This window comes from Massilia sp. MP_M2 (assembly GCF_039123635.1).
Classification (GTDB): domain Bacteria; phylum Pseudomonadota; class Gammaproteobacteria; order Burkholderiales; family Burkholderiaceae_D; genus Telluria.
On record NZ_JBCHJF010000009.1, the window covers coordinates 49,602 to 71,192 of the forward strand.

The window sequence follows — 21,591 nt, forward strand, 5'->3', positions numbered from 1 at the left end:
ATTCACTGTCCACGAGAGGCACCAGCATGAGCAAGCACCATAAAACGAAGCACCTGACGCCCGAGATCGCGACAGTCGCCACGCCCGATCTGACGGAGGCAGTCACGATCACTGACACGACCGACGCCGCCGACGCGCCCGACGAACCGCAGACCGACCAGCCGCTGCCGAAAGAGCAAGCAAGCGACGTCAAAGAAGCCCCGATCGGCGCCGTCAAGGCCGAGCCGGTTCACCTGCGCGGGCGCATGACGCTCGAAGACGCGTTCCAGGCCATCGGTATGAATTGTGTCGCGCAGATCGAAGCGAACGTGCCGGGCGTACTGAAACAGCATGTCGAGAGCCTGCACCAGATGCGCGTCGGCCTGCGCCGCCTGCGCGCGCTGCTCGCGATGTTCGAAGAACTGGCGCCGCCGCCGGTGCCGCTGCACGCGGGCATCGAGTGGCTGTCCGGCGAACTGGGTCCGGCGCGCGACTGGGACGTGCTGGCCGATTCCACCATCCAGCGCGTGCCGGGCATCGATGCGCAGGCGCTGCGCCAGGCCGCGCACGACCGCGCCACGGGCCACCACGCGCAGATCCTGCACGTGCTGCGCGATGCGCGCTATACCGAGCTGATGGCGCAACTGACCGACTGGCTGGACGAACGCCGCTGGCAGCCCGAAGGCGGCCTGCCAAAGGATTCGCCGCTGCTCGAACGCGCCGCGAAAAGCGCCCTGCCCCTGCTGCGCACGGCCGAAAAGCGGCTGGCCAAGCGCATCGACGGGCTGGAAGAAGCCGATGCACCGGGCCGTCACCGCGTGCGCATCGCGGCCAAGAAGGCGCGCTATGCGGCAGAATTCTTCCGCGACCTGCTGCCGGCGCAGCGCGTCAAGCGCTATCTCGGGCACCTTGAAAAGCTGCAGGATCGCCTGGGCGCGCTGAACGACCTGGCCGTGGCCGACCAGCTGCTCGAAGAACTCAAGGGCGGCAGCAGCCAGGTCGCCAAGCAGGCGGCCTATGTGCGCGGCTATATCGCGGCAACCGGGCAAGCCGATGCGCAGGGCTTGTCGAAGGTGCTGGCCGATGTCGCCAAGCGCCGCATCACGCGCTGATCCAAACCGGCCACGCTGACTGCATGGCCATCCGATGCCCCGCCAATGCGCGGGGCATTGTCATTGGCGCAGTCAACGTTATCTGTTGATGGTGCCGACTGCGATGCGCAGCAACTGTTCCGGGGAACTTACCCGCCCCCCATCGAGGGCCCAGCGCCAGCCCAGGTAATTGGGCAGGTAGCGTGACGCCACGCCACGAAAGCACATCAGCCAGGCCTTGAAGCGCTGGTGATACCCGTTCACGTTCTGTACGTGGATCGCAAGGTTACCCAGGCGCCTGACGCGCACGCCCGCGCACAGATTCACCACCTCGTGCGCGATCCTGTGCTTGCGTGCAAAGGCGCGGTAGGCGGCATGGCTGTCGCTGACCAGCAGCGCCTGTGGATCGAGCCTGGGCAGCAAGCCTCGTTCGAGTTGCGCGACCGTCAGCGCACCGCGGCCAGTGACGGCGTCAATGGTGCCCCCGTTGCGGTCGCGCGCCACGAGGATGCAATCGAGCTCACGGGAAATGCCGCGCCGGGCAGCGCGCCCGCCCCGGCGACGGGGTGGGCGGTCGAGTGCGCGCGAGCCCTTTTGCGATTCGAGCAGGAACGTCTCATCAGCCTCGACGATGCCGTTCAGCGCCGCGGGCCGGTCGAGCTTGACCCACGCGAGAAAGCGGTGGCGCCATCGGAAGGCGGTATTGCGGTGCACGCCGACCCGATCTGCGGCTTTGCGCACGGGGAGCGAGTCCAGCAGCACCTGGGAGTAGGCGAGCCATTTGGTCTTGAGCCTGAGCCGCGCCAGTGGCGTGCCGCTCAGGTCGTTGAAAGTGCGCCCACAATTGCAGCAGCGAAAACGCTGCAGATCGTTGGCAAACCCGTGCCGGTTGCAGCGTGCGTTGCCACAGCTGGGGCAACAGCGCCCTGGCGCCCTGGCCTGGGCGATGAGCGCAACGACCTGGTCGAGGCCGGCCGCAGGGTGCAGGGCATCGAGCACTTGACGACGCTGCGCCCCATTCAGCGATGGCAATCTTGCGAACCAACGTTTGAAAGGTGGTGCTTTCATGATCGACTCCTGACACTGGTGACAGGGGTTGGACCATGGGGCCGTTTATCAGTTCACAGCGCAGCTCTATTTAACGTTGACTGCGCCAAAGAAAATGGCCCGGGGTTCAAGGTGCGCACGCTATCGTGCTCACCTTGAACCCCGGGCCAGACGTCAATCAAACCTTACTTGACGTCGAAGCGATCCAGCTCCATCACCTTGGTCCAGGCAGCGACGAAGTCCTTCGCGAACTTCTGGCCGGCATCGGCGCTGGCATACACTTCGGCGATCGAACGCAGCTGCGCATTCGAGCCAAACACCAGGTCGACGCGCGACGCCGTCCACTTCTTCTCGCCGGTCTTGCGATCGCGGCCTTCGAAGCGTTCGACGCCGTGGCCCGGCATCGTGGCCGGACGCCATTCGGTGGCCATGTCGAGCAGGTTGACGAAGAAGTCGTTCGTCAACGCGCCCTTCTGCTGCGTCAGCACGCCGTCGGCGCTGCCGCCGGTATTGGCGCCCAGCACGCGCAGGCCGCCCACCAGCACCGCCATTTCCGGCGCCGTCAGCGTCAGCAGCTGGGCGCGGTCGATCATCAACGATTCAGCCGAAATGCTGTACAGGGCTTTCTCGTAGTTGCGGAAGGCATCCGCGACCGGTTCGAGGGCATCGAACGATTCGACATCGGTCTGCTCTTGCGACGCATCGGTGCGACCCGGCGTGAACGGCACCGCAATGTCGTGGCCCGCCGCTTTGGCTGCCGCCTCGACGCCGGCATTGCCGGCCAGGACGATCAGGTCGGCCAGTGAGACCTGCTTGCCGCCCGTCTGCGCCGCGTTGAACTCGGCTTGAACACCTTCGAGCTGCGCCAGCACGCGGCCCAGTTGCTCCGGCTCGTTGGCGGCCCAGTCCTTTTGCGGGGCCAGGCGGATGCGCGCACCGTTGGCGCCGCCGCGCTTGTCCGAACCACGGAAGCTCGAGGCCGAGGCCCACGCCGTCGACACCAGCTCGCCGATGTTCAGGCCGGACGCCAGCACCTTGTCTTTCAGTGCTTTGGCATCGGCTTCGTCAATCGCAGCGCCTTCGGCGGCTGGCACCGGGTCTTGCCAGATCAGCACTTCGGCCGGGACGTCCGGGCCGAGGTAGCGGGCACGTGGTCCCATGTCACGGTGGGTCAGCTTGAACCAGGCGCGGGCAAAGGCGTCCGCGAACTGGTCCGGGTTTTCCAGGAAGCGGCGCGAAACCGCCTCGTAGGCCGGGTCCATGCGCAGGGCCAGGTCGGACGTCAGCATCGTTGGACGGTGGCGCTTGGCGGCGTCATACGCATCCGGGACGGTTGCCTCGGCATCCTTGGCCACCCACTGGTGGCCGCCGGCCGGGCTCTTCGTCAGTTCCCACTCGTGGCCGAACAGATACGTGAAGTAATCGTGGCCCCACTGGGTTGGCGTGCTGGTCCAGGTGACTTCGAGGCCGCTGGTGGTCGTATCTGCGCCCTTGCCGGTGCCAAAGCTGTTATGCCAGCCAAAGCCCTGGGCATGCAGGCCGGCCGATTCCGGTTCTTCCTTGACGTGCTCGGACGGACCAGCGCCATGGGTCTTGCCGAAGGTGTGGCCGCCGGCGATCAGCGCCACGGTTTCTTCGTCATTCATGGCCATGCGGGCGAACGTGTCGCGAATGTCGTAGGCAGACGCAACCGGGTCGGGCTTGCCGTCCGGGCCTTCCGGGTTCACGTAGATGAGGCCCATCTGCACCGCCGCCAGCGGGTTTTCGAGGTCGCGCGAGTGGGTGATCTCGCTATTGTCGTCCTTGTCGATGACACCGCGGCCTTCGACGCCGGGCGAGCCGACCGTGTAGCGCTCGTCGCTGCCCAGCCATTTGTTTTCGCGGCCCCAGTACACGTCCAGGTCGGGTTCCCACACGTCCTGGCGGCCGCCGGCAAAGCCGAAGGTCTTGAAGCCCATCGTTTCGAGGGCGACGTTACCGGTCAGGATGATCAGGTCGGCCCACGAGATTTTTTCGCCGTATTTCTGCTTGACCGGCCAGATCAGCCGGCGTGCCTTGTCGAGGCTGACGTTGTCGGGCCAGCTGTTGAGGGGCGCGAAGCGCTGCTGGCCGCGACCGGCGCCGCCACGACCATCGCCGATGCGGTAGGTACCAGCGCTATGCCATGCCATGCGCACGAACAGGCCGCCGTAGTGACCGAAGTCGGCCGGCCACCATTCCTGGGAATCCGTCATCACCTTGGCCAGATCGGCCTTGACTGCCTCGAGGTCGAGACTGTTGAAGGCGGCGCGGTAGTCGAAGTCGCCGCCCATCGGGTCGGACTTGGCCGAATGTTGCGCCAGCAGATCGAGACGCAACGCCTTTGGCCACCAGTCGCGGTTGGTCGTGCCGGAACCGGCTGCACCGCTGAACGGGCACTTGGCCGGGATATTGTCCACACTCATTTGTTTCTCCTGTCTGGTCGGTAAGATTTGACAAAATTATAGGGAAACTTCGGGTATTCGTGGATTGGCAATGTTGATGGATGTGATAGGACTTTGTCGCACCGGCGTTTGACAGCTACGTCGGCGGCGCCAGCGGTGCACTGCGGGTGAACATGTTGATCGTGCATGCGTCCCTCAGATGTCAAAAAGCCAACGGCAATTCGCTAATAAAAAAATGACCCGTGTTTCTTGAACCGCTCTAAATTTCTTAAATGCACTATATGTTCGACATTAGCATGATGCTGAGCTATAGTTTTACTTTCCCTAAAGAAAGAATTTTGCATGTCAATCAATCAACTTGTCTACGTCAGCCAATCCACACGCAAGATGTCGCCAGATGATTTGGCGTCCATTCAGGATAAGGCAAAAACGAACAATGCTCCACTCGACGTGACGGGCAGTCTGTTCTACAACGGGGGTTGGTTCCTGCAGGTTCTGGAGGGTCCGGTAGCCGCGCTCGACAAGCTGTATAAAAAAATCGAACTCGATCCGCGCCACAAGAATTCCCGGGTTCTGTACAACGAGCCGGCCAAGTTTCGTACCTTCCCTCGCTGGAGTATGAACATGACCAATTTGAATGACCGTCAAGCCGACAAATACAATGAACTTGTCGAGGTCCTCGAAGCTGCGCAAGCCAATCGGCGGATTGGCTCAGCCTCCCCGGCAGTGGCATTGCTGAAGCTGTTCGCCGCCTGAAAGGGTACTGGCGCCAGTGCCAAGGCAGCCAGTAGGGCTCGATCGCTACCAGCGGTCGAGCGAGACAAAGTCGCTCAGCGCGCCCCGCTGGGCCCAGCCTTCGAGTTCGAGCATCGGCTTCGGATAAAACTCGGCCACGTGCCCCAGGCACAGGATCGCCACCGGCTTGCCGCCTTCCGGTATGCCCAGCAAGGCCGCCAGTTGTTCGGGATCGAACAGCGACACCCACCCCATTCCCAGCCCTTCGGCGCGCGCCGCCAGCCACAGGTTCTGGATCGCGCAGGACACCGACGCCAGGTCCATCTCGGGCAGCGTGCGGCGGCCGAATATGTGGCGCTCACGGCCGTCCATCAGCGCCACGACCAGCACTTCGCCGCAGTCGCGCAGTCCCTCCACCTTCAGGCGCATGAACTCGGCGCCGCGCTCGCCCAGGGCATCGGCGGTGGCCGTGCGCTCAGCTTCGACGAGCGTGCAGATCTGTTCGCGCAGCAGCGTTGACGCGATGCGGATGAAGCGCCATGGCTGCATCATGCCGACGCTGGGCGCCTGGTGCGCTGCCGTGAGCAGGCGCAGCAGCACTGCTTCGTCGATCGCGCCGGGGATGAAGTGGCGCACGTCGCGCCGCTCGGCGATGGCGCGGTAGACGCCGTCGACCTGGGCGTCGTCGAAGCGGTGCGCCATGGTCGTCACGCCTGTGTGCCCGCCTGGTGGAACACCAGGTCATCGGCGCGCTCGCCCTTGCACAGGTGCTGGTCGATGATGCGGTCCATATTGTCCGGCGTGACGTTGTAGTACCAGGTACCGTCCGGCTGGACGCAGACGATCGGGCCGCCATTGCAGGCCGCGAAGCAGCTCACCGCGCTGCGCTTGACGCGCAGCGGGCCACTATCCAGGCCGCTGGCCTTGAACTTCTCGCCCAGGCTGTCGGACAGCGCCTGTGCAGCGCCATCGGCGTTGCAGCGAGGGCCGGTGCACACGAGCAGATGGCGACGATAGACGCCGATGGTGGGCTTGACGACTTGGCGGGGCGCATCGGGTACGGGGGAATCGTTGGTAGTCATGCTTCGGTCAGGTGGGGTGGCAGGCGAACAAGGCGCGATCTTACACCACGTCGCCTGTGTGGCCCCCAATGAAAAAGCGCGCCTTGCTGACGCAGGCGCGCTTCTCATGTCGTACCGCAGGCGACGACTTATTTGGTCGCGAGCACCCACTTGACCAGCGAGCGCGCTTCGGCCTCACTGACCTGCGGATTGGCCGGCATCGGGACCGGGCCCCAGGTGCCCGAGCCGCCCTTGAGCACCTTCTGCACCAGCTTGTCTTCGGCGCCCTTCTGGCCCGCGTATTTCTCGGCGACGTCCTTGTACGCCGGCCCGACCAGCTTGGTAGCCGACGTGTGGCAGGCCATGCAATTCTTGGCCTTGGCCAGGTCGGCCTGGGCCAGGGCGCTGCCTGAGGCAAACGCCGACAGCGCGACACACAACAACAGGGACCGCTTCATGGCATTCTCCGGATTAATGACTGAGTGAATTTTACCGGCAATCCGGTGGACCTTCTGCAAGCGATACACTCTGTAACGCGATCACCACATTTGCTCATACGGTGTAACAGAAAACTGTTAATTTTGCCCATAAGCATCATTTAGTCCGTAAGATGTGCGGCTACAAGGAGTTTTCACCATGCCCCTGATCCTCTTGATCGCCCTGCTTGCCGCCTTGCGCGGCTTCGAGGTCTGGCGTTTCGCCGACCTGTCCTGGTGGTACATCATCGGCCTGATGGTGGTCGCCTTCATCTGGTTCGAGTACATCGAAAAGGCGCTGGGCCTGGACAAGCGCAAGGCCCACGACGTCGATGAGCAGCGCCGCACCGACCGCGTGAAAAAGTCGCTGGAAAAACGCCGCTAGCACCCCCGCATTGCCGCCAGCGGCAGGGCCTGTAATCGTCACGCTGTGATACATTGGACAACTCACCGAGCCCTGTCCATTCATCACCTCCATCAATGCATCCTGAACTGCGCCAGCTGCGCCATTTCGTCGCCGTGGCCGAAGAGCTGCATTTCGGCCGCGCCGCGCAGCGCCTGCACATGACGCAGCCGCCGCTCTCGCAAAGCATCGCCAATCTCGAAGACCTCCTCGGCGCGCCGCTGTTCCTGCGCAACCGCCGCATGGTCGCCCTGACAGCAGCCGGCAGCGCGCTGCTGCCCGAAGCGCGCCGTATCCTCGACGAAGCGGGCGCGCTGCCCGAACTGGTGCGGCGCGCGGCCAGCGGCGAGGCGGGCCGCCTGGCGCTGTCGTTTGTCTCCACCGCCGGCCTGGGCATGCTGCCCGACGTGCTGCGCCGCTACCGCGCTGCGTTTCCGGGCGTGCGCCTGGTGCTGCACGAGGCGACGTCCGACGTGCAGTTCGACGACCTGCTGTCAGGCCGCATCGACGCGGGTTTCGTGATCCCGCTGCAGCCGGGCGCACCCGCGGGCGTGGCCGATCCTGCGCTCGCCTACCGCAAGCTGCTCGACGAGCCGCTGGTGCTGTGCGCGCCGAGCGGACTGGCGGCGCTCGCGGCACCGGGGCCGGTGTGGCTGCGCGAACTGCCCCCGCTGCCGCTGGTGATCTTCCCGCGCACGGTGGCGCCAAGCCTGCACGATGCGATTTTGGCGTGCTACCGCGCCGCCGGCCTCCTGCCCACGATCGGGCAGGAAGCGATCCAGATGCAGACCATCGTCAGCCTGGTCTCCGGCGGCATGGGCTTGGCACTTGTGCCACAATCCGTGTCGAACCTGATGCGCCCCGGCGTAGAATACCGTGCCCTGCGCGACGCCACGCCGCTGGCCGAAACAGGCCTGGCATGGCGACGCGATAACGATTCGCCCGTCCTCAAGGGCTTCCTCGACTTATTGAAGAAAGACTGACTATGCTGATTCATCCGCAGCCGGACCCGATTGCGCTCGCGCTCGGGCCGGTGCAAATCCACTGGTATGGCCTGATGTACGTAGTTGCCTTTGCCCTGTTCATCATGCTGGGCCGCGTGCGCATCCGCATGCCGCACGTGGCGGTGCAGGGCTGGACCAAGGATGATCTGGACGACATGCTGTTCTACGGGATGCTCGGTGTGATCATCGGTGGCCGCCTGGGCGAAGTGCTGTTCTACCAGCCGCTCTACTACCTCGCGCATCCGCTCGAAATCTTCATGATCTGGCGCGGCGGCATGTCGTTCCACGGCGGCTTTTTGGGCGTGCTGATCGCGATGGCGCTGTGGGCCAGCAAGCGCCGCCGCAACATCCTCGACGTGTACGACTTCATCGCGCCGCTCGTGCCGCTCGGGTATGCGGCCGGCCGCATGGGCAATTTCATCAATGCCGAACTGCCGGGCCGCCTGGCCGATCCGAGCCTGCCGTGGGCCATGCTGTGGCCAGGCGTGGCCGGCCCGCGCCATCCGTCGCCGCTGTACCAGGCGCTGATCGACGGCGTGCTGGTCTTCATCATCCTGTGGCTGTTCGCGCGCAAGGCGCGCCCGCGCCTGGCCGTGGGCGCCATGTTCACGCTGCTGTATGGCTGCGCGCGCTTCTTCACCGAATGGTTCCGTGTACCGGATTGGGAAACCACCGTGTTCGGCTTGCCGATCACGTCGGGCCAGGTCTTGTCGCTGCCGATGATCGTCGCTGCGCTGGCCATGCTGGTGTGGGCGTATCGTCAGGCGCCGCGCCAGAGCGTTCACGCCTGACTGATGCAGTAGACCGGCAATTGCCTTTGGCGGGGGTTGATGCAAAAATGATCACTAATCCTTTCAGTGAGACGCGCATGCCCCTGCCAAAAAGACTGGCCATCATGGCCGCCATGCTGGCCCTTTCCGGTTGTGGGAGCGGCACGCCGGAGGCGCCGGCCACACAGACCGCCGCGATGAGTACCTCGCAGCGCGCGACTGGTGCGGACATCACCGTCTACACGCCGCTGGTGCAGCAGCTCTACGTCGCATTTTTCGGCCGGGCCGCCGATCCGGACGGCCTGGCCTACCACGCCGCCACGCTGGCGCGGCTGCAGCTCCCCACCGGCCTGCGTGCCATGGCGGCCGCCTATGGCACGAACGCCGACGTGCGCGCCATCATCGACAGCCTGGCCAACAGCGCCGAGGCGCAGGCACTGTATGGCGGCGCGCCCGAACGCCTGATCGCCGCCCTGTATCTCAACAGTTTCAATCGCGACGCCGATGCGCCAGGGCTGCGCTTCTGGCTCGACGCCATCCAGACCCATGGATTGAGCACGGGCGCGGCCATCACCACCATCCTCGCCAGTGCGCAAGGCAGTGACGTGATCACCTTCGAACGCAAGGCAGAGGCAGCGCGCATGTTGACCACCGCACTCGATCGGGCCGAGGCGCGGGCACTGTACGCCGGACACGGCCCGAATGCGCTGGTACGCGATCTGCTGGGCGCAACACACAGCGCCAGCACCGACGGCGAGATTGGCAGCGCGATCGATGCCGGCATCGCCGCGCTCAAGGCGGGCCAGGCCTGGACCATGGGCGACGGCTACGCCGAAGTGCCGGGGGGCGCGCGCTCGGTCGCGCTGCTGGTGGCGCCAGCCCAGCACGCCCTGCTGCGCGCGCGGCTCGACACGCTCGCCACCGTGCTCGCGGCCGACCTGAACGCGCGCGCCGGCCAGTTCGGACCGGTGTGGCGCGTGGATGTCGTGCAGTCTGCCACCAGCGTGCCGGCCGTGCGCGCCCAGTTGCGGGGCCGGCATGGCGCCATCCTGATTGGCGACGTGGTCGTGCCGACCCGTGTCGACCTGGCCGATGGGCAGAGCTATCCCGATCTGACACCCTACCGCGCCCCCGACTGCGCGCGCTACCGGATTCCGTCAGGCACGCAGGTGGTCCAGCCGGCGCCTGGCAGCGACCATGCCTGGATCGCCACCGACGACCCGGCCTGCCGCAACGGCATGACCGTGTCCATCTTGCGCGGCACCAGCGCAGCGCGCCAGCCCGGCGAGTTGACGGCGAAGCTCGACCAGATGATCGGCTACCACCGCGGCCCCGATGCGTCGAATGCGCGCTGGACGCCCGCTTACCAGCACGTCAACGCGCTGTGGATACGCGGCGCCGCGCCGGTCGACGGCCCGCGCTTCTGGGACGATATCCCGCTGTATGAACGCTCCCGCATCACTTACATCCAAGAAGGCCGCGGCCAGGAGAGGCTCGATGCCTTCCGTGGCTGCCTGTCGGGCGCCAACGAGATATGCGCCTTCAACGGCCACGGCACCCAGGGCAGGATCGTGGCAGAAGGGCCCGATCCCACGACAGCGTTCCACTCGAACGATGCAGTCGACTTCACGTCGGGCGATCTGGCGGGCACGCCGATCCGGGCCAAGTTCATCAATCTGCAATCGTGCTCGACGCAGAATTTCCTCAATCCCGATTCGTTCGGCACATCGCTGCTGACCCGGGGCGACGCCTTGCTGGTGCTCGGTTCGACCGCGGTCGTGTTTCAGTCGAACTGGGTCGACAAGGAGGCGGTGCAATCGATGTACCAGCCGCTCGCCCATGGCGCGACCTTCGCCGAAGCCTTCGCGGGCAAGCTTGACAGTGTGAACTGGGGCTTGCAGGGCGACCCCTTCATCTCGCTGCGGCCCAAGCCATCCGGGCCGCAGCCAAAGCTGACAGTCGACGGCAAGCACTACAACGTGCATCCGGCCATCGCCAGGCTGGCGCTGGGTGACAGCACGGGTAGCTCGACATCGTTCCGGACGGTGCGCCTGGCCAACCGGGGCAACGCCAACCTGACCCTGCGCCTTGGCATCATGGCCATGAACGTCACCGCGCGCGACCGGGTCATGAATCCGGCGGGCGGAGAAAACTGGAATCTGGGCTTCGAGCGCGCAGCGCCGGCCGCCAATCGCGAAAGCGGCTTTGGCAACGTGGGCGACATCGTGCACGTGGTGCCACCGGGCGGCGAACTGCAACTGCGCCTGTCATTCGAAGCGCTGACAAATGCCACGACCGGCCGGCGTTCGACCGGTGTGCACACCAGTACTTACGAAATCCAATCCAACGATCCGCAGATGCCGCGCGTCGTGTTCGAACTGGTGGCCAACGCCCGGTAAGGGTGGTTTGCACACTGCAGCGTGGGCGAACGCACAGATCGCCCACCCTCCTGCATCGACAATGGGACTTCACGACACGGAGTCCCGATGGTTCAAGTCCGGCGCACACGACATATCGGCTGGTGGCTGCTGCTCGCAGCCGTCATCGTCGCCACCAGCGTTGCATTTGCCATCATGTGGCGCCCCGCGCTGGCGCCGCAGACCGCGCCACAATCCTTCGACACCACGCGCATCGAGCGCGGCGCCAACCTGGCGCGCCTTGGCATGTGCGCCTCGTGCCACACGCCGGATCTGGCGCGGCCCTTTGCCGGCGGCAAGCCGATGAACACCCCGTTCGGCACGGTCCACAGCACCAACATCACCCCCGACACCACGACCGGCATCGGCGCCTGGAGCGAAGCGGCCTTCACGCGCGCGATGCGCGAAGGCGTCGCGCGCGATGGCCACCTGCTGTATCCCGCTTTCCCGTACAACCACTATGTGCGCATGATCGACGGTGACATCCAGGACCTGTACGCGTACTTCATGACGCGGCCCGCAATTGCCGCACCGGCGCGCGAGAACCGCATGACCTTCCCGTTCGGGTTCCGCCCACTGGTGGCGTTCTGGAACGTGCTGTACCTGGACGACGCGCCATGGCAGCCAGTCGCCGGGCAATCGGCCGAATGGAACCGCGGCGCGTACCTGTTTGATGCCGTCGCGCACTGCGCGGCCTGCCATACGCCGCGCACGCTGCTGGGCGGCCCCGATCTGAAGAAACAGCTTGGCGGCGGCGAGGCCGATGACTGGTACGCGCCGGCGCTGAACGAGCATTCGCCCTCGCCCCTGCCCTGGACGCGCGACCAGCTGCACGCGTATCTGCGCACCGGCGTCGCGCATGACCACGCGATGGCGGCCGGCCCGATGCAGGATGTGGTCACGCACCTGGCGCAAGCCGACGAGCGCGATGTGGCGGCGCTGGCCGCCTGGACCCACAGCCAGTTGGCGAAGGCGCCCGCGCGCATGACACCCGCGCAGCAGGATGGGCCGCTGCCCAAGCCCGCAAGCGACGATCCGGACCTGCAGCGCATGACGCTCGGCTACGCGGTCTACGCCAATGCATGCGCGCGCTGCCACGACGTCGGGCGCGATGCCAGTTCCGGCACCGCGCTGCCGCTGCAAAAGGCGATCGCGCTGTACGACCCCGACCCGCGCGACCTGATTCACATCACGCTGGACGGCATCACGCCGCCCGATGGCGAGCCGTCGCGCTTCATGCCGGCCTTCCGGACGATCCTGACCGACGAACAGACCGGTGCCCTGGCGGCCTACCTGCGCAAGTATGGCGCGAACCAACCCGTGTGGCCCGATCTGAACAAGGCCGTGCGCAAAGCGAGCAAAGAATGACGACCTACCGCCTGCACGTGAACGGCAAGGTGCACGCCGTCGACCAGGATGCCGACACCCCGCTGCTGTACGTGCTGCGCAATGATCTGGAACTCAATGGCGCCAAGTTCGGCTGCGGCCTTGGCCAGTGCGGTTCGTGTACCGTGCTGCTGGACGGGCAGCCGGCGATGGCCTGCATGGTGCCGGTATCCGTCGTCGGCCAGCGACCGGTGCGCACGGTCGAGGGGTTGGGGGATGCGACCACCCCCGGCGTGCTGCAGCAAGCCTTCATCGACGAGCAGGCCGCGCAGTGCGGCTACTGCATCGCCGGCATGCTGATGCAGGCCACGGCGCTGCTCGAACGCACCCTCAGGCCGACCGACGCCCAGATCCGCACCCACATGGCGCCGAACCTGTGCCGCTGCGGCACGCACATGCGCATCCTGCGCGCGGTGCGGCGCGTCGCCAATACGCTGGCAGCGAAGGGCAAGCGATGACGATCGATACCGGCCGCCGTGCCTTGCTCGCTGGTGGCGGCGCGCTCACACTGTCGTTCGCGCTGCCGGGGGCAGCATTTGCTGCCCCCGGCGAGCTGCCCAAGAGCCTGGACAAGTCGCCGTGGCTCGACGCCTGGATCCGCATCGAGGCCAATGAACGCATCACGGTGTTTACCGGGAAGGCCGAACTGGGGCAAGGCATCAAGACCGCGCTGTTGCAGGTAGTGGCCGACGAACTGCGCCTGGCCCCTGGTCGCCTGCAGCTCGTCACCGCCGACACGGCGCGCACGCCGGACGAAGGCATCACCGCCGGCAGCAATTCGATGAAGGACAGTGGCACGGCGCTGCGCCACGCCGCCGGCCAGGTGCGTCTACGCCTGGGCGAACTGGCCGCAACGCGGCTTGGCGCGCCCTTGGGCAACCTGGCGTTGAAGGATGGCGCGTTCAGCGCGGGTGCTCGGCGTGTCACGTTCGGCCAGCTGGTGACGGGCCAGGAATTGCACCTGCGCGCCACGCCGGTGCCCGCGCCGCCCCCGCCAGGCCCGCGCACGGCAATCGGCAAGTCGGTGCCGCGCGTCGACATTCCGGCCAAGGTCACGGGCGGCGCGGCGTATGTGCAAGACCTGCGGCTGCCGCAGATGGTGCATGCGCGGATCGTGCGGCCACCATCGCAGGCAGCGCGGCTCATTGACGTCGAGGTTGCCGCAATCGAACGCCTGCCGGGCGTACTCAAGGTGGTGCGGGACGGGCGCTTTCTCGCCGTGATCGCCGAGGGCGAGTACCGCGCCGTGAAGGCGGCGACGGCGCTGGCGCGGGCCACGCGCTGGGAGACGCCGGCGTCGCTGCCGGTGCATCCCGACGTGAATGCGTTCATCCGCGCCCAGCCAGCCGAGGTGCTGCCGATCCTGGCGCGCGGCGCACCGGTCCAGGCCGGCCGTAAATTCGCTGCGCGCTACACGCGCCCGTTCCAGTTGCACGCCTCCATCGGCCCCTCGTGCGCGGTGGCGCAGCTGGTCGACGGCCGCTATACCGTCTGGACCCACACGCAGGGTGTGTTCCCGCTGCGCACGGCCCTGGCTGAACTGATCGCCGTGAACGAAGACACGATCCGCTGCATCCACGTCGAGGGGTCGGGCTGCTACGGCCACAACGGCGCCGACGACGTCGCGGCCGACGCCATCCTGCTCGCGCGCGCCCTGCCCGGTCGGCCCGTGCGCGTGCAGTGGATGCGCGAAGAAGAACACGCGTGGGAGCCATTCGGCGCGGCGATGGTGGTGCAGGTGGCCGCCACGCTCGACAGCACCGGCCGCATCGCCGACTGGCAGCACGACGTCTTCACGCCGCCGCATAATACGCGGCCCGGCAAGGCCGGCAACCTGCTGGCGGCCACGCACCTGGCGCGCCCGTTCGTGCCGCCGGTCGCGAAACCTGCGCCGCAACCGGAAGGCAGTGGCGACCGCAATGCGATCCCGTATTACGTGCTGCCCAATGCGCGCGTGGTGCACCACTTCCAGCCAAAGCCGGTCTTGCGCACGTCGGCGCTGCGTGGCCTGGGCGCCTATTGCAATGTGTTTGCCATCGAGAGCTTCATGGACGAACTGGCGCGCGCCGCGAACAGCGACCCCGTCGCGTTCCGGCTGCGGCACCTGGCCGATCCACGCGCGCTCGACGTGATCAAGCTGGCCGCAGCAAAGTTCGGCTGGGATGGGTACCGGCGCCCGGCCCGGCGCGGGCGCGGCTTCGCCTTTGCACGTTATAAAAACCTGGCGTCGTACTGCGCCATCGCGGTGGAAGTCGAGGTGGCGCGCGAAACAGGCCTGGTGCGCATCACGCGCGCGGTAAGCGCCGTCGATTGCGGCGAGATCGTCAGCCCGGACGGCGTGCGCAACCAGATCGAGGGCGGCATCATCCAGTCGGCCAGCTGGACCTTGCTGGAACAGGTGCGCTTCGACGCGTCGCGTGTGCTGACGGTGGATTGGGCGTCGTACCCGATCCTGCGCTTTGCCCAGGCGCCGGACCAGATCGACGTCCACCTGATCGACCGTCCCGGCCAGCCTTTCCTGGGCACCGGCGAAGCGGCGCAGGGCCCGGCCGCGGCAGCCATCGCGAATGCAGTGTTCGACGCCTGCGGCCTGCGCATGCGCGACCTGCCACTGGACCGCGCGCGGGTGCGCAAAGCGTAGGCGCAGCCTAGTTGAAGGCTTTCCAGAACATGTAGGCGGCCAGCGCACACAGGATGACGCTGAAGATGCGCTGCAACTGACGTACCGGCATCTTGTGCGCGGTGCGCGCGCCCAGCGGCGCCATGGACACGCTGGCCAGCACGATGATCGCCAGCGCCGGCAGATAGATGAAGCCGAGCGACCAGGGCGGCAAACCGGGTTCGCCCCAGCCGAAATACACGTTCGACAGGGTACCCATCAGCGCCACCGGAAAGCCGATCGCCGCACTGGTGGCAACGGCATTATGGATGCGTACGTTACAGCGCGTCATGAACGGGACCGAGACGAAAGCACCGCCCGCGCCCACGAGCCCCGCCAGGATGCCGATCACGCTGCCCGCTGCGAACATGCCCGGTTTGCCGGGCAGTTCGCGCGCCGCCGCCGGTTTTTTCCCGATCAGCATCTGGATCGCCGAGAACGCCACGAAACAGCCGAAAAAAAACGCCAGCACCGGGGTGTTCATCTGCTTGCCGATCCAGGGCCCGACCCACGCGCCGAGCAGGATGCCGGGCGTGAACAGGCGTACCACGGGCCACAGCACGGCGCCGTGCTTGTGATGCGCACGCACGGACGACAACGAGGTAAAGAAGATGGTGCCAAGTGAGGTGGCGATCGCCATGTGCACCACCAGCGCCTCGGGAAAGCCGCGTGCCGTGAAAATCATCGTGATGAAGGGCACCAGGATCATGCCGCCGCCGACGCCAAGCAGGCCGGCCACGAAGCCGCCAAACGCGCCCATCGCCAGCAGGGCCAGGATCAGCAGCGGATCGAATGCAGGCACCATCATCAAGCTCCCTTGCCGCGCACGAGCGCGACGATGGTCATGTACTGGGCTTTGGTGACGGGCGAGATCGACAGCCGGCTGCCCTTCTGCAGCAGCACCATGTCTTCGAGGGCAGCAACGGTGCGCAGTTCGGCCAGCGGCACGAAGCGGCCCGCTTCGCGCGCCTTGACGTCAACCGAGATCCAGCGCGGCGTTTCCGGCGTGGCCTTCGGATCGTGGTAGTGGCTGGCGGCGTCGAACTGCGATGCGTCGGGATACGGGCCGCTGACGATGTCGGCAATGCCGGCCACGCCCGGCAGCTTGCCGCCCGAGTGGTAGAACAGCACGCCGTCGCCGACGGCCATGGCATCGCGCATGAAGTTGCGCGCCTGGTAGTTGCGCACGCCAAACCAGGCCACGGTGGCGCCGGGGGCCGCAAGAACATCGTCGAAGCTGACTTCGTCGGGCTCGGATTTCATCAACCAATAGCGCATCGCGCTGTTCTCCCTGCCAGCACACGATGCACCGGAAGCACACATGAAAAAAGCGGCTGCGTACCGAGTGCGCAACCGCTTGTATGTTTAGTCCCCGCCTGTGCCGTTTTTGCCGGCATCCTGAACCACAACGGTTCAAGGCGGTCACGGTCAGATCAATTTCGGGTTCGTCGGACTAGCGACGCTCACACCCATCGAGCTTGTTCCACGACCTATGCGTAAGAATGGTTCAAGGAATATATGGCAAATCTCGAACACCGCAGGGCAAGGAGGAGTTTACTCCTTTGCCCGGCTCTGTCAAACGGATTCGGCCTTTCAGGTCAGATTTTCCTGGCTCGCCAATACGCGATCGAGCACCGTGTGCATCGACTCGAGCTTTTGCTTGACCTCGAGGATCGACATGTCCGACAGCGGACCCTGCGGCGACTTCACCGACAGGAATTCGGCAGCCACGCTCAGCGCCGCCATCACGGCGATGCGGTCGGTGCCCTTGACCTTGCCGGAATCGCGCAGTTGGCACATCTTGCCATCAAGGTAGCTCACGGCTTCGCGCAGCGTGCGCTGTTCACCGTCGCGGCAGGCCAGGCGATATGACTGGCCCATGATATGTACGTCCAGATGGATCATAGTGCCCCCTGACGGCGCGCATGGGCGAGATGCGGCGGGATCGGCGCATTGGGGTCGAGCGGCGCCTCAGCGGCAGGTACGTCTGCAGCAGGTGCGTCTGCCGCGCCGGTTTCGACCGGCGGCTTGGGCAGCTCGTCGAGCAATGCTTCGACGCGGCGCTGGGCCTCGATCAGGCGCTCCTTGAACGCGAGGTTCTCGGTGCTGAGCAGGGTATTGGCCTGGCGCAGCAGGTAATTCTCGGCACGCAACGACTGGGTCAGTTGCGCAAGCCGGTCGATTTTGTCTGAAAGGTCTTGGAATTCGGAAATCATTCGACACTATAGGATCGAGTTGCTTTTTCCGTCAACCGGTGCGCATTGCTGTGCGGCAGTATCAAGGGTTTGGCGTGCGGCGCAAAACGCGTCGCACCTCTCGTCTTCCCGCCTCCGGTCTTGCCGCCTGGCTCGATGGCCGGTCACAAACATTGTAGATATGCCAATGTCATCATTGCGCTATATCACATGTTTAAAATGATTTCGCCATCTTGCGCCTTGAAAAGGCAGGTTATCGTCCCTATAATTAGCACTCGTTAGCTGAGAGTGCTAACAACTCTTTGCAGACCGGCGCAGCAGCATCAAGTCATTGCGCCGGCGTCAAAAACGCCAGTTAAACCATTGAATATTAAGGAGTTTTGCATGAACCTTCGCCCTCTGCACGATCGCGTAATCGTGAAGCGTCTCGACCAGGAAACCAAAACTGCGTCCGGCCTGATCATCCCTGATGCCGCGGCAGAGAAGCCGGACCAAGGCGAAGTTCTCGCCGTTGGTAATGGCAAAGTGCAAGATAACGGCCAGCTCCGCCCTCTGGAAGTGAAAGTCGGCGATCGCGTGCTGTTCTCCAAGTATGGCGCTCAGACCGTCAAGATCGATGGCCAGGAACTGCTGGTGCTGCGCGAAGAAGAAATTCTCGCGATCGTCGCACTGTAATTTCTGACCCCACTCACGAACATTCGGAGAAATAACAAATGGCAGCTAAAGAAGTAGTATTCGGCGACGCAGCGCGCGCCAAGATGGTCGAAGGCGTCAATATCCTCGCCAATGCAGTCAAAGTCACCCTGGGCCCAAAAGGCCGTAACGTCGTGCTGGAGCGTTCGTTCGGCGCGCCGACCGTCACCAAAGATGGTGTCTCGGTCGCCAAAGAAATCGAACTGAAAGACAAGCTGCAGAACATGGGCGCGCAGATGGTCAAGGAAGTCGCTTCCAAGACCAGCGACAACGCCGGTGACGGCACCACCACCGCGACCGTGCTGGCACAAGCCATCGTCCGCGAAGGCATGAAGTTCGTTGCCGCCGGCATGAACCCGATGGACCTGAAGCGCGGCATCGACAAGGCAGTTGCTGCCACCGTCGAAGAACTGCGCAAGATCGCCAAGCCAACCACCACCACCAAAGAGATCGCACAAGTCGGCGCCATTTCGGCCAACTCGGAAACCTCGATCGGTGAGCGCATCGCTGAAGCGATGGAAAAAGTGGGCAAGGAAGGCGTCATCACCGTGGAAGACGGCAAGTCGCTGAACGACGAGCTGGACATCGTGGAAGGCATGCAGTTCGACCGCGGTTACCTGTCGCCGTACTTCATCAACAACCCGGACAAGCAAGTCGCCGTGCACGAAAACCCATTCGTCCTGCTGTGCGACAAGAAAATCTCGAACATCCGTGACCTGCTGCCGGTACTGGAACAAGTCGCAAAAGCTGGCCGTCCACTGGTCATCGTTGCTGAAGACATCGACGGCGAAGCGCTGGCGACCCTGGTCGTCAACAACATCCGCGGCATTCTGAAGACCGTCGCTGTCAAGGCACCGGGCTTTGGCGACCGTCGCAAGGCCATGCTGGAAGACATCGCTGTCCTGACCGGCGGCCAGGTCATCGCTGAAGAAGTCGGCCTGACCCTGGAAAAGGTCACGCTGGAAGAGCTGGGCCAGGCCAAGCGCATCGAAGTCGGCAAGGAAAACACCATCATCATCGACGGCGCCGGCCAGGCTGAAGCAATCGAAGGCCGCGTCAAGATGATCCGCGCACAGATCGAAGAAGCGACCTCGGACTACGACCGCGAAAAACTGCAAGAGCGCGTGGCCAAGCTGGCCGGCGGCGTTGCCGTGATCCGCGTCGGTGCAGCCACCGAAGTCGAGATGAAGGAAAAGAAAGCACGCGTCGAAGATGCACTGCACGCTACCCGCGCTGCCGTGGAAGAAGGCATCGTTGCCGGCGGCGGCGTGGCCCTGCTGCGCGCTCGTGCCAACATCACCGTCAAGGGCGACAACCCTGACCAGGACGCTGGTATCAAGATCGTCCTGCGCGCAATGGAAGAGCCACTGCGCATGATCGTCCAGAACGCCGGCGAAGAGCCATCGGTCGTCGTTGCAGCAGTGTTGGCCGGCACCGGCAACTACGGCTACAACGCAGCCAACGGCACCTACGGCGACATGGTCGAAATGGGCGTGCTGGATCCAGCCAAGGTCACCCGTTCGGCACTGCAGAATGCAGCGTCGATCGCCGGCCTGATGCTGACCACCGATTGCATGGTGGCGGAACTGTCGGAAGACAAGCCATCCGGCGGCATGGGTGGTATGGGCGGCATGGGCGGTATGGGTGGTATGGACGGCATGATGTAATTGCCGGGGCAATCCGGGCGAAGCGCGCTGCATGCTTCGCCCAGGTGACCCACGATAAAAAACCCGCGAGGTTCACACCTCGCGGGTTTTTTGTTGTCTGCGCTTGGTGCGCTGCGCGCGTGTCAGCGCGCGCGCGGGCCCTTGCGGCGCAGCCACAACAGCGCGGCCAGTGCGACGCCGCCGAGCCACAGCGTACCTGGTTCGGGCACGTCGGCCGGCGCGACCGGCTCGACCACGGGATTGCCCGGCGTCGTTGGCGTGCCCGGTATCGTCGGCGTGCCCGGTATCGTTGGCGCATCGGGCGTCGTTGGCGTGCCCGGCGTGGTCGGCGTGCCCGGTATCGTTGGCGCATCGGGCGTCGTTGGCGTGCCCGGCGTGGTCGGTGTGCCCGGCGTGCCCGGTGTCGTTGGCGTGCCCGGCGCCGTCGGCGTCACAGGCATATCGACCGGCGTATCGGTACCAGCGCCTGGCGTTGGCAGAGAGGGCGGCGTCTTGACCGGCAGCTCAGTCACGCCGCCGCCATCCGGTGCTGCAACCGGGATCGGACCCGTGTCGTTGCCAGGACGACCAAACCCACCCGTGTCGCCAGCGCCGACGCTTCCCGGCACCGTGCCGGTTCCGGGAAGGTCTGCTACCAGCGGCGGCGTACCATTGCCCATGTCGTCGCTGCCGCCCACCGGGCTGGCGGCGCCCAGCACGCCAGCACGATAGATCGGCGCGTCATACCAGTCCGGAAGTCCCGGCGCCTGGCCCTGGCGGGACGGCGTCGGCGTCGGCGTCGATGTCGTATTTGCCAGCGCCAGCAGGCCAGCGCCATTGAGGAAGCTGGTCGCGTAGTAGCGCTGCCCCACCGCCTCGCTGGCAGCCAGGTCGTCCATGCCCACGGCCAGCAGGCCGCCCTCTTCACCGGCCGCACCACCCCTGTCGGATGGGGCGGCGACACCAACCACGGTATCGAGTTCGGCTTCGCTTGGCCCATGGGGCTCGACCGGATACTGCGGCACGTCCGAGATGCGGTTGGCGCAGCGTGCGCGGATGTCGTGCTCGCCGTCGGTCAGGAGCGTCTCGCCCTGCTCGAGCATGACCTTCTTCGACGTCCAGTAGATCTGGTCGTTCTTGCGGTATGAGACGTACACGGCGCGTGGGGATGTCACGGTGACGGCGCGCGCATTGTCGACATTGAAGGTGGCATAGTGCGCCGCCACGACGCGGTCGGTCCGCAGGATCTGCGCCAGCTCGACCTTGTCTGCCACGCCGCCCGGCACGACCGAGTGCCGGTAGATACGCCGCGCCGCGCTTGCCTGCTGCGCGGCCGGTGGTGTCGCGCTTAACGAGCTCGCCGGCGCCGCAGGCTGGACGGCCCCGGTGGCTGGTGTCGTGCTCGAGGCCAGGCCGAAGGTTGGCCAGCTGATCGATGGCGATGGCAGGAGGACGCCGGCCACAACAACGGCAACGCCCAGCACGGCAAGCGTCATCAAGCGTTTTTCGCGGTGCGAACTTTTTTCGAGACGGCGTTGGTAGCTAGCGCGGGTGTCCATGCGGTGTACTTACTGGTAGGAGTGATCCTACAGAATATCATTAGTTG

At 65.3% G+C, this 21,591-nt stretch carries 21 protein-coding genes and 1 other RNA gene; 11 read left to right on the forward strand and 11 right to left on the reverse strand.

Annotated elements, in window-relative coordinates; translation table 11 throughout:
• Positions 1 to 26: 26 nt before the first annotated feature.
• Complete coding sequence (locus RCH14_RS18085; protein WP_343027497.1) at positions 27 to 1,091, forward strand: CHAD domain-containing protein; 1,065 nt, start codon at positions 27 to 29, stop codon at positions 1,089 to 1,091.
• Positions 1,092 to 1,169: 78 nt separating this feature from the next.
• Here RCH14_RS18085 and RCH14_RS18090 read toward each other — a convergent pair whose 3' ends face one another.
• Positions 1,170 to 2,138: an IS1595 family transposase gene (locus tag RCH14_RS18090; protein ID WP_343027498.1), complete on the reverse strand. Its 969-nt coding sequence runs from the start codon at positions 2,136 to 2,138 to the stop codon at positions 1,170 to 1,172.
• Positions 2,139 to 2,302: 164 nt separating this feature from the next.
• On the reverse strand, positions 2,303 to 4,561 hold the full coding sequence (gene katG, locus RCH14_RS18095; protein WP_343027499.1) for a catalase/peroxidase HPI: 2,259 nt from the start codon (positions 4,559 to 4,561) through the stop codon (positions 2,303 to 2,305).
• Positions 4,562 to 4,882: 321 nt separating this feature from the next.
• Here katG and RCH14_RS18100 point away from each other — a divergent pair, with 321 nt between their 5' ends.
• A complete protein-coding gene (locus RCH14_RS18100; RefSeq protein WP_343027500.1) occupies positions 4,883 to 5,296 on the forward strand; it encodes a BLUF domain-containing protein in 414 nt (137 codons plus the stop codon).
• A gap of 45 nt (positions 5,297 to 5,341) precedes the next feature.
• On the opposite strand, the gene bluB is transcribed toward RCH14_RS18100, so the two are convergent.
• The 3 genes from bluB to RCH14_RS18115 all read right to left on the reverse strand — a co-directional run bounded on the left by bluB (position 5,342) and on the right by RCH14_RS18115 (position 6,794).
• Positions 5,342 to 5,977, reverse strand: a complete 636-nt coding sequence (gene bluB / locus RCH14_RS18105; RefSeq protein ID WP_343027501.1) for a 5,6-dimethylbenzimidazole synthase — start codon at positions 5,975 to 5,977, stop codon at positions 5,342 to 5,344.
• 5 nt (positions 5,978 to 5,982) lie between these two features.
• Positions 5,983 to 6,357, reverse strand: coding sequence for a (2Fe-2S) ferredoxin domain-containing protein (locus RCH14_RS18110; protein ID WP_343027502.1), 375 nt, complete (start codon positions 6,355 to 6,357; stop codon positions 5,983 to 5,985).
• Between the two features lie 128 nt (positions 6,358 to 6,485).
• Positions 6,486 to 6,794 (reverse strand): c-type cytochrome, encoded by a 309-nt coding sequence (locus RCH14_RS18115; RefSeq protein WP_343027503.1) that lies wholly within the window; start codon positions 6,792 to 6,794, stop codon positions 6,486 to 6,488.
• A gap of 178 nt (positions 6,795 to 6,972) precedes the next feature.
• On the opposite strand from RCH14_RS18115, the gene RCH14_RS18120 reads away from it, so the two are divergent.
• From RCH14_RS18120 to RCH14_RS18150, 7 genes are all read left to right on the forward strand, one after another.
• On the forward strand, positions 6,973 to 7,197 hold the full coding sequence (locus RCH14_RS18120; RefSeq protein WP_332533658.1) for a TIGR04438 family Trp-rich protein: 225 nt from the start codon (positions 6,973 to 6,975) through the stop codon (positions 7,195 to 7,197).
• A 95-nt stretch (positions 7,198 to 7,292) separates the two neighbouring features.
• Positions 7,293 to 8,198, forward strand: a complete 906-nt coding sequence (locus RCH14_RS18125; RefSeq protein ID WP_343027504.1) for a LysR family transcriptional regulator — start codon at positions 7,293 to 7,295, stop codon at positions 8,196 to 8,198.
• A 2-nt stretch (positions 8,199 to 8,200) separates the two neighbouring features.
• The gene (gene lgt / locus RCH14_RS18130) at positions 8,201 to 9,010 is read left to right on the forward strand and encodes a prolipoprotein diacylglyceryl transferase (RefSeq protein ID WP_343027505.1); all 810 of its coding nucleotides are present in this window, start codon (positions 8,201 to 8,203) and stop codon (positions 9,008 to 9,010) included.
• A 77-nt stretch (positions 9,011 to 9,087) separates the two neighbouring features.
• Entirely contained in the window at positions 9,088 to 11,388 is a 2,301-nt protein-coding gene (locus RCH14_RS18135; RefSeq protein ID WP_343027506.1) for a DUF4214 domain-containing protein, read from the forward strand.
• Between the two features lie 87 nt (positions 11,389 to 11,475).
• Positions 11,476 to 12,774, forward strand: a complete 1,299-nt coding sequence (locus RCH14_RS18140; protein ID WP_343027507.1) for a cytochrome c — start codon at positions 11,476 to 11,478, stop codon at positions 12,772 to 12,774.
• Positions 12,771 to 13,250, forward strand: coding sequence for a (2Fe-2S)-binding protein (locus RCH14_RS18145; protein WP_343027508.1), 480 nt, complete (start codon positions 12,771 to 12,773; stop codon positions 13,248 to 13,250). The genes RCH14_RS18140 and RCH14_RS18145 overlap by 4 nt, the downstream gene beginning before the upstream one ends.
• Positions 13,247 to 15,433: a molybdopterin cofactor-binding domain-containing protein gene (locus RCH14_RS18150; RefSeq protein ID WP_343027509.1), complete on the forward strand. Its 2,187-nt coding sequence runs from the start codon at positions 13,247 to 13,249 to the stop codon at positions 15,431 to 15,433. Before RCH14_RS18145 ends, RCH14_RS18150 begins: the two co-directional genes overlap by 4 nt.
• 7 nt (positions 15,434 to 15,440) lie before the next feature.
• On the opposite strand, the gene RCH14_RS18155 is transcribed toward RCH14_RS18150, so the two are convergent.
• The 5 genes from RCH14_RS18155 to RCH14_RS18175 all read right to left on the reverse strand — a co-directional run bounded on the left by RCH14_RS18155 (position 15,441) and on the right by RCH14_RS18175 (position 17,667).
• Positions 15,441 to 16,256, reverse strand: coding sequence for a sulfite exporter TauE/SafE family protein (locus RCH14_RS18155; RefSeq protein WP_407070094.1), 816 nt, complete (start codon positions 16,254 to 16,256; stop codon positions 15,441 to 15,443).
• 2 nt (positions 16,257 to 16,258) lie between these two features.
• On the reverse strand, positions 16,259 to 16,729 hold the full coding sequence (locus RCH14_RS18160; RefSeq protein ID WP_343027511.1) for an EVE domain-containing protein: 471 nt from the start codon (positions 16,727 to 16,729) through the stop codon (positions 16,259 to 16,261).
• An 87-nt stretch (positions 16,730 to 16,816) separates the two neighbouring features.
• A non-coding RNA gene (gene ssrS / locus RCH14_RS18165) (6S RNA) lies at positions 16,817 to 16,998 on the reverse strand.
• A 46-nt stretch (positions 16,999 to 17,044) separates the two neighbouring features.
• Positions 17,045 to 17,356, reverse strand: a complete 312-nt coding sequence (locus RCH14_RS18170) for a cell division protein ZapA (protein ID WP_343027512.1) — start codon at positions 17,354 to 17,356, stop codon at positions 17,045 to 17,047.
• Positions 17,353 to 17,667 (reverse strand): hypothetical protein, encoded by a 315-nt coding sequence (locus RCH14_RS18175; protein ID WP_343027513.1) that lies wholly within the window; start codon positions 17,665 to 17,667, stop codon positions 17,353 to 17,355. Before RCH14_RS18175 ends, RCH14_RS18170 begins: the two co-directional genes overlap by 4 nt.
• A gap of 363 nt (positions 17,668 to 18,030) precedes the next feature.
• On the opposite strand from RCH14_RS18175, the gene groES reads away from it, so the two are divergent.
• Positions 18,031 to 18,321, forward strand: a complete 291-nt coding sequence (gene groES / locus RCH14_RS18180; RefSeq protein ID WP_183555885.1) for a co-chaperone GroES — start codon at positions 18,031 to 18,033, stop codon at positions 18,319 to 18,321.
• Positions 18,322 to 18,359: 38 nt separating this feature from the next.
• The gene (gene groL, locus RCH14_RS18185) at positions 18,360 to 20,006 is read left to right on the forward strand and encodes a chaperonin GroEL (RefSeq protein ID WP_343027514.1); all 1,647 of its coding nucleotides are present in this window, start codon (positions 18,360 to 18,362) and stop codon (positions 20,004 to 20,006) included.
• A 122-nt stretch (positions 20,007 to 20,128) separates the two neighbouring features.
• Here groL and RCH14_RS18190 read toward each other — a convergent pair whose 3' ends face one another.
• The gene (locus RCH14_RS18190; RefSeq protein WP_343027515.1) at positions 20,129 to 21,544 is read right to left on the reverse strand and encodes a PEP-CTERM sorting domain-containing protein; all 1,416 of its coding nucleotides are present in this window, start codon (positions 21,542 to 21,544) and stop codon (positions 20,129 to 20,131) included.
• Between the last annotated feature and the right edge of the window lie 47 nt (positions 21,545 to 21,591).

Bases quoted from the DNA above. Each gene is read 5' to 3' on its own strand.
- RCH14_RS18085 (WP_343027497.1), top strand. From the start codon at position 27: ATGAGCAAGCACCATAAAACGAAGCACCTGACGCCCGAGATCGCGACA.
- RCH14_RS18090 (WP_343027498.1), bottom strand. From the start codon at position 2,138: ATGAAAGCACCACCTTTCAAACGTTGGTTCGCAAGATTGCCATCGCTG.
- katG (WP_343027499.1), bottom strand. From the start codon at position 4,561: ATGAGTGTGGACAATATCCCGGCCAAGTGCCCGTTCAGCGGTGCAGCC.
- RCH14_RS18100 (WP_343027500.1), top strand. From the start codon at position 4,883: ATGTCAATCAATCAACTTGTCTACGTCAGCCAATCCACACGCAAGATG.
- bluB (WP_343027501.1), bottom strand. From the start codon at position 5,977: ATGGCGCACCGCTTCGACGACGCCCAGGTCGACGGCGTCTACCGCGCC.
- RCH14_RS18110 (WP_343027502.1), bottom strand. From the start codon at position 6,357: ATGACTACCAACGATTCCCCCGTACCCGATGCGCCCCGCCAAGTCGTC.
- RCH14_RS18115 (WP_343027503.1), bottom strand. From the start codon at position 6,794: ATGAAGCGGTCCCTGTTGTTGTGTGTCGCGCTGTCGGCGTTTGCCTCA.
- RCH14_RS18120 (WP_332533658.1), top strand. From the start codon at position 6,973: ATGCCCCTGATCCTCTTGATCGCCCTGCTTGCCGCCTTGCGCGGCTTC.
- RCH14_RS18125 (WP_343027504.1), top strand. From the start codon at position 7,293: ATGCATCCTGAACTGCGCCAGCTGCGCCATTTCGTCGCCGTGGCCGAA.
- lgt (WP_343027505.1), top strand. From the start codon at position 8,201: ATGCTGATTCATCCGCAGCCGGACCCGATTGCGCTCGCGCTCGGGCCG.
- RCH14_RS18135 (WP_343027506.1), top strand. From the start codon at position 9,088: ATGCCCCTGCCAAAAAGACTGGCCATCATGGCCGCCATGCTGGCCCTT.
- RCH14_RS18140 (WP_343027507.1), top strand. From the start codon at position 11,476: ATGGTTCAAGTCCGGCGCACACGACATATCGGCTGGTGGCTGCTGCTC.
- RCH14_RS18145 (WP_343027508.1), top strand. From the start codon at position 12,771: ATGACGACCTACCGCCTGCACGTGAACGGCAAGGTGCACGCCGTCGAC.
- RCH14_RS18150 (WP_343027509.1), top strand. From the start codon at position 13,247: ATGACGATCGATACCGGCCGCCGTGCCTTGCTCGCTGGTGGCGGCGCG.
- RCH14_RS18155 (WP_407070094.1), bottom strand. From the start codon at position 16,256: ATGGTGCCTGCATTCGATCCGCTGCTGATCCTGGCCCTGCTGGCGATG.
- RCH14_RS18160 (WP_343027511.1), bottom strand. From the start codon at position 16,729: ATGCGCTATTGGTTGATGAAATCCGAGCCCGACGAAGTCAGCTTCGAC.
- RCH14_RS18170 (WP_343027512.1), bottom strand. From the start codon at position 17,356: ATGATCCATCTGGACGTACATATCATGGGCCAGTCATATCGCCTGGCC.
- RCH14_RS18175 (WP_343027513.1), bottom strand. From the start codon at position 17,667: ATGATTTCCGAATTCCAAGACCTTTCAGACAAAATCGACCGGCTTGCG.
- groES (WP_183555885.1), top strand. From the start codon at position 18,031: ATGAACCTTCGCCCTCTGCACGATCGCGTAATCGTGAAGCGTCTCGAC.
- groL (WP_343027514.1), top strand. From the start codon at position 18,360: ATGGCAGCTAAAGAAGTAGTATTCGGCGACGCAGCGCGCGCCAAGATG.
- RCH14_RS18190 (WP_343027515.1), bottom strand. From the start codon at position 21,544: ATGGACACCCGCGCTAGCTACCAACGCCGTCTCGAAAAAAGTTCGCAC.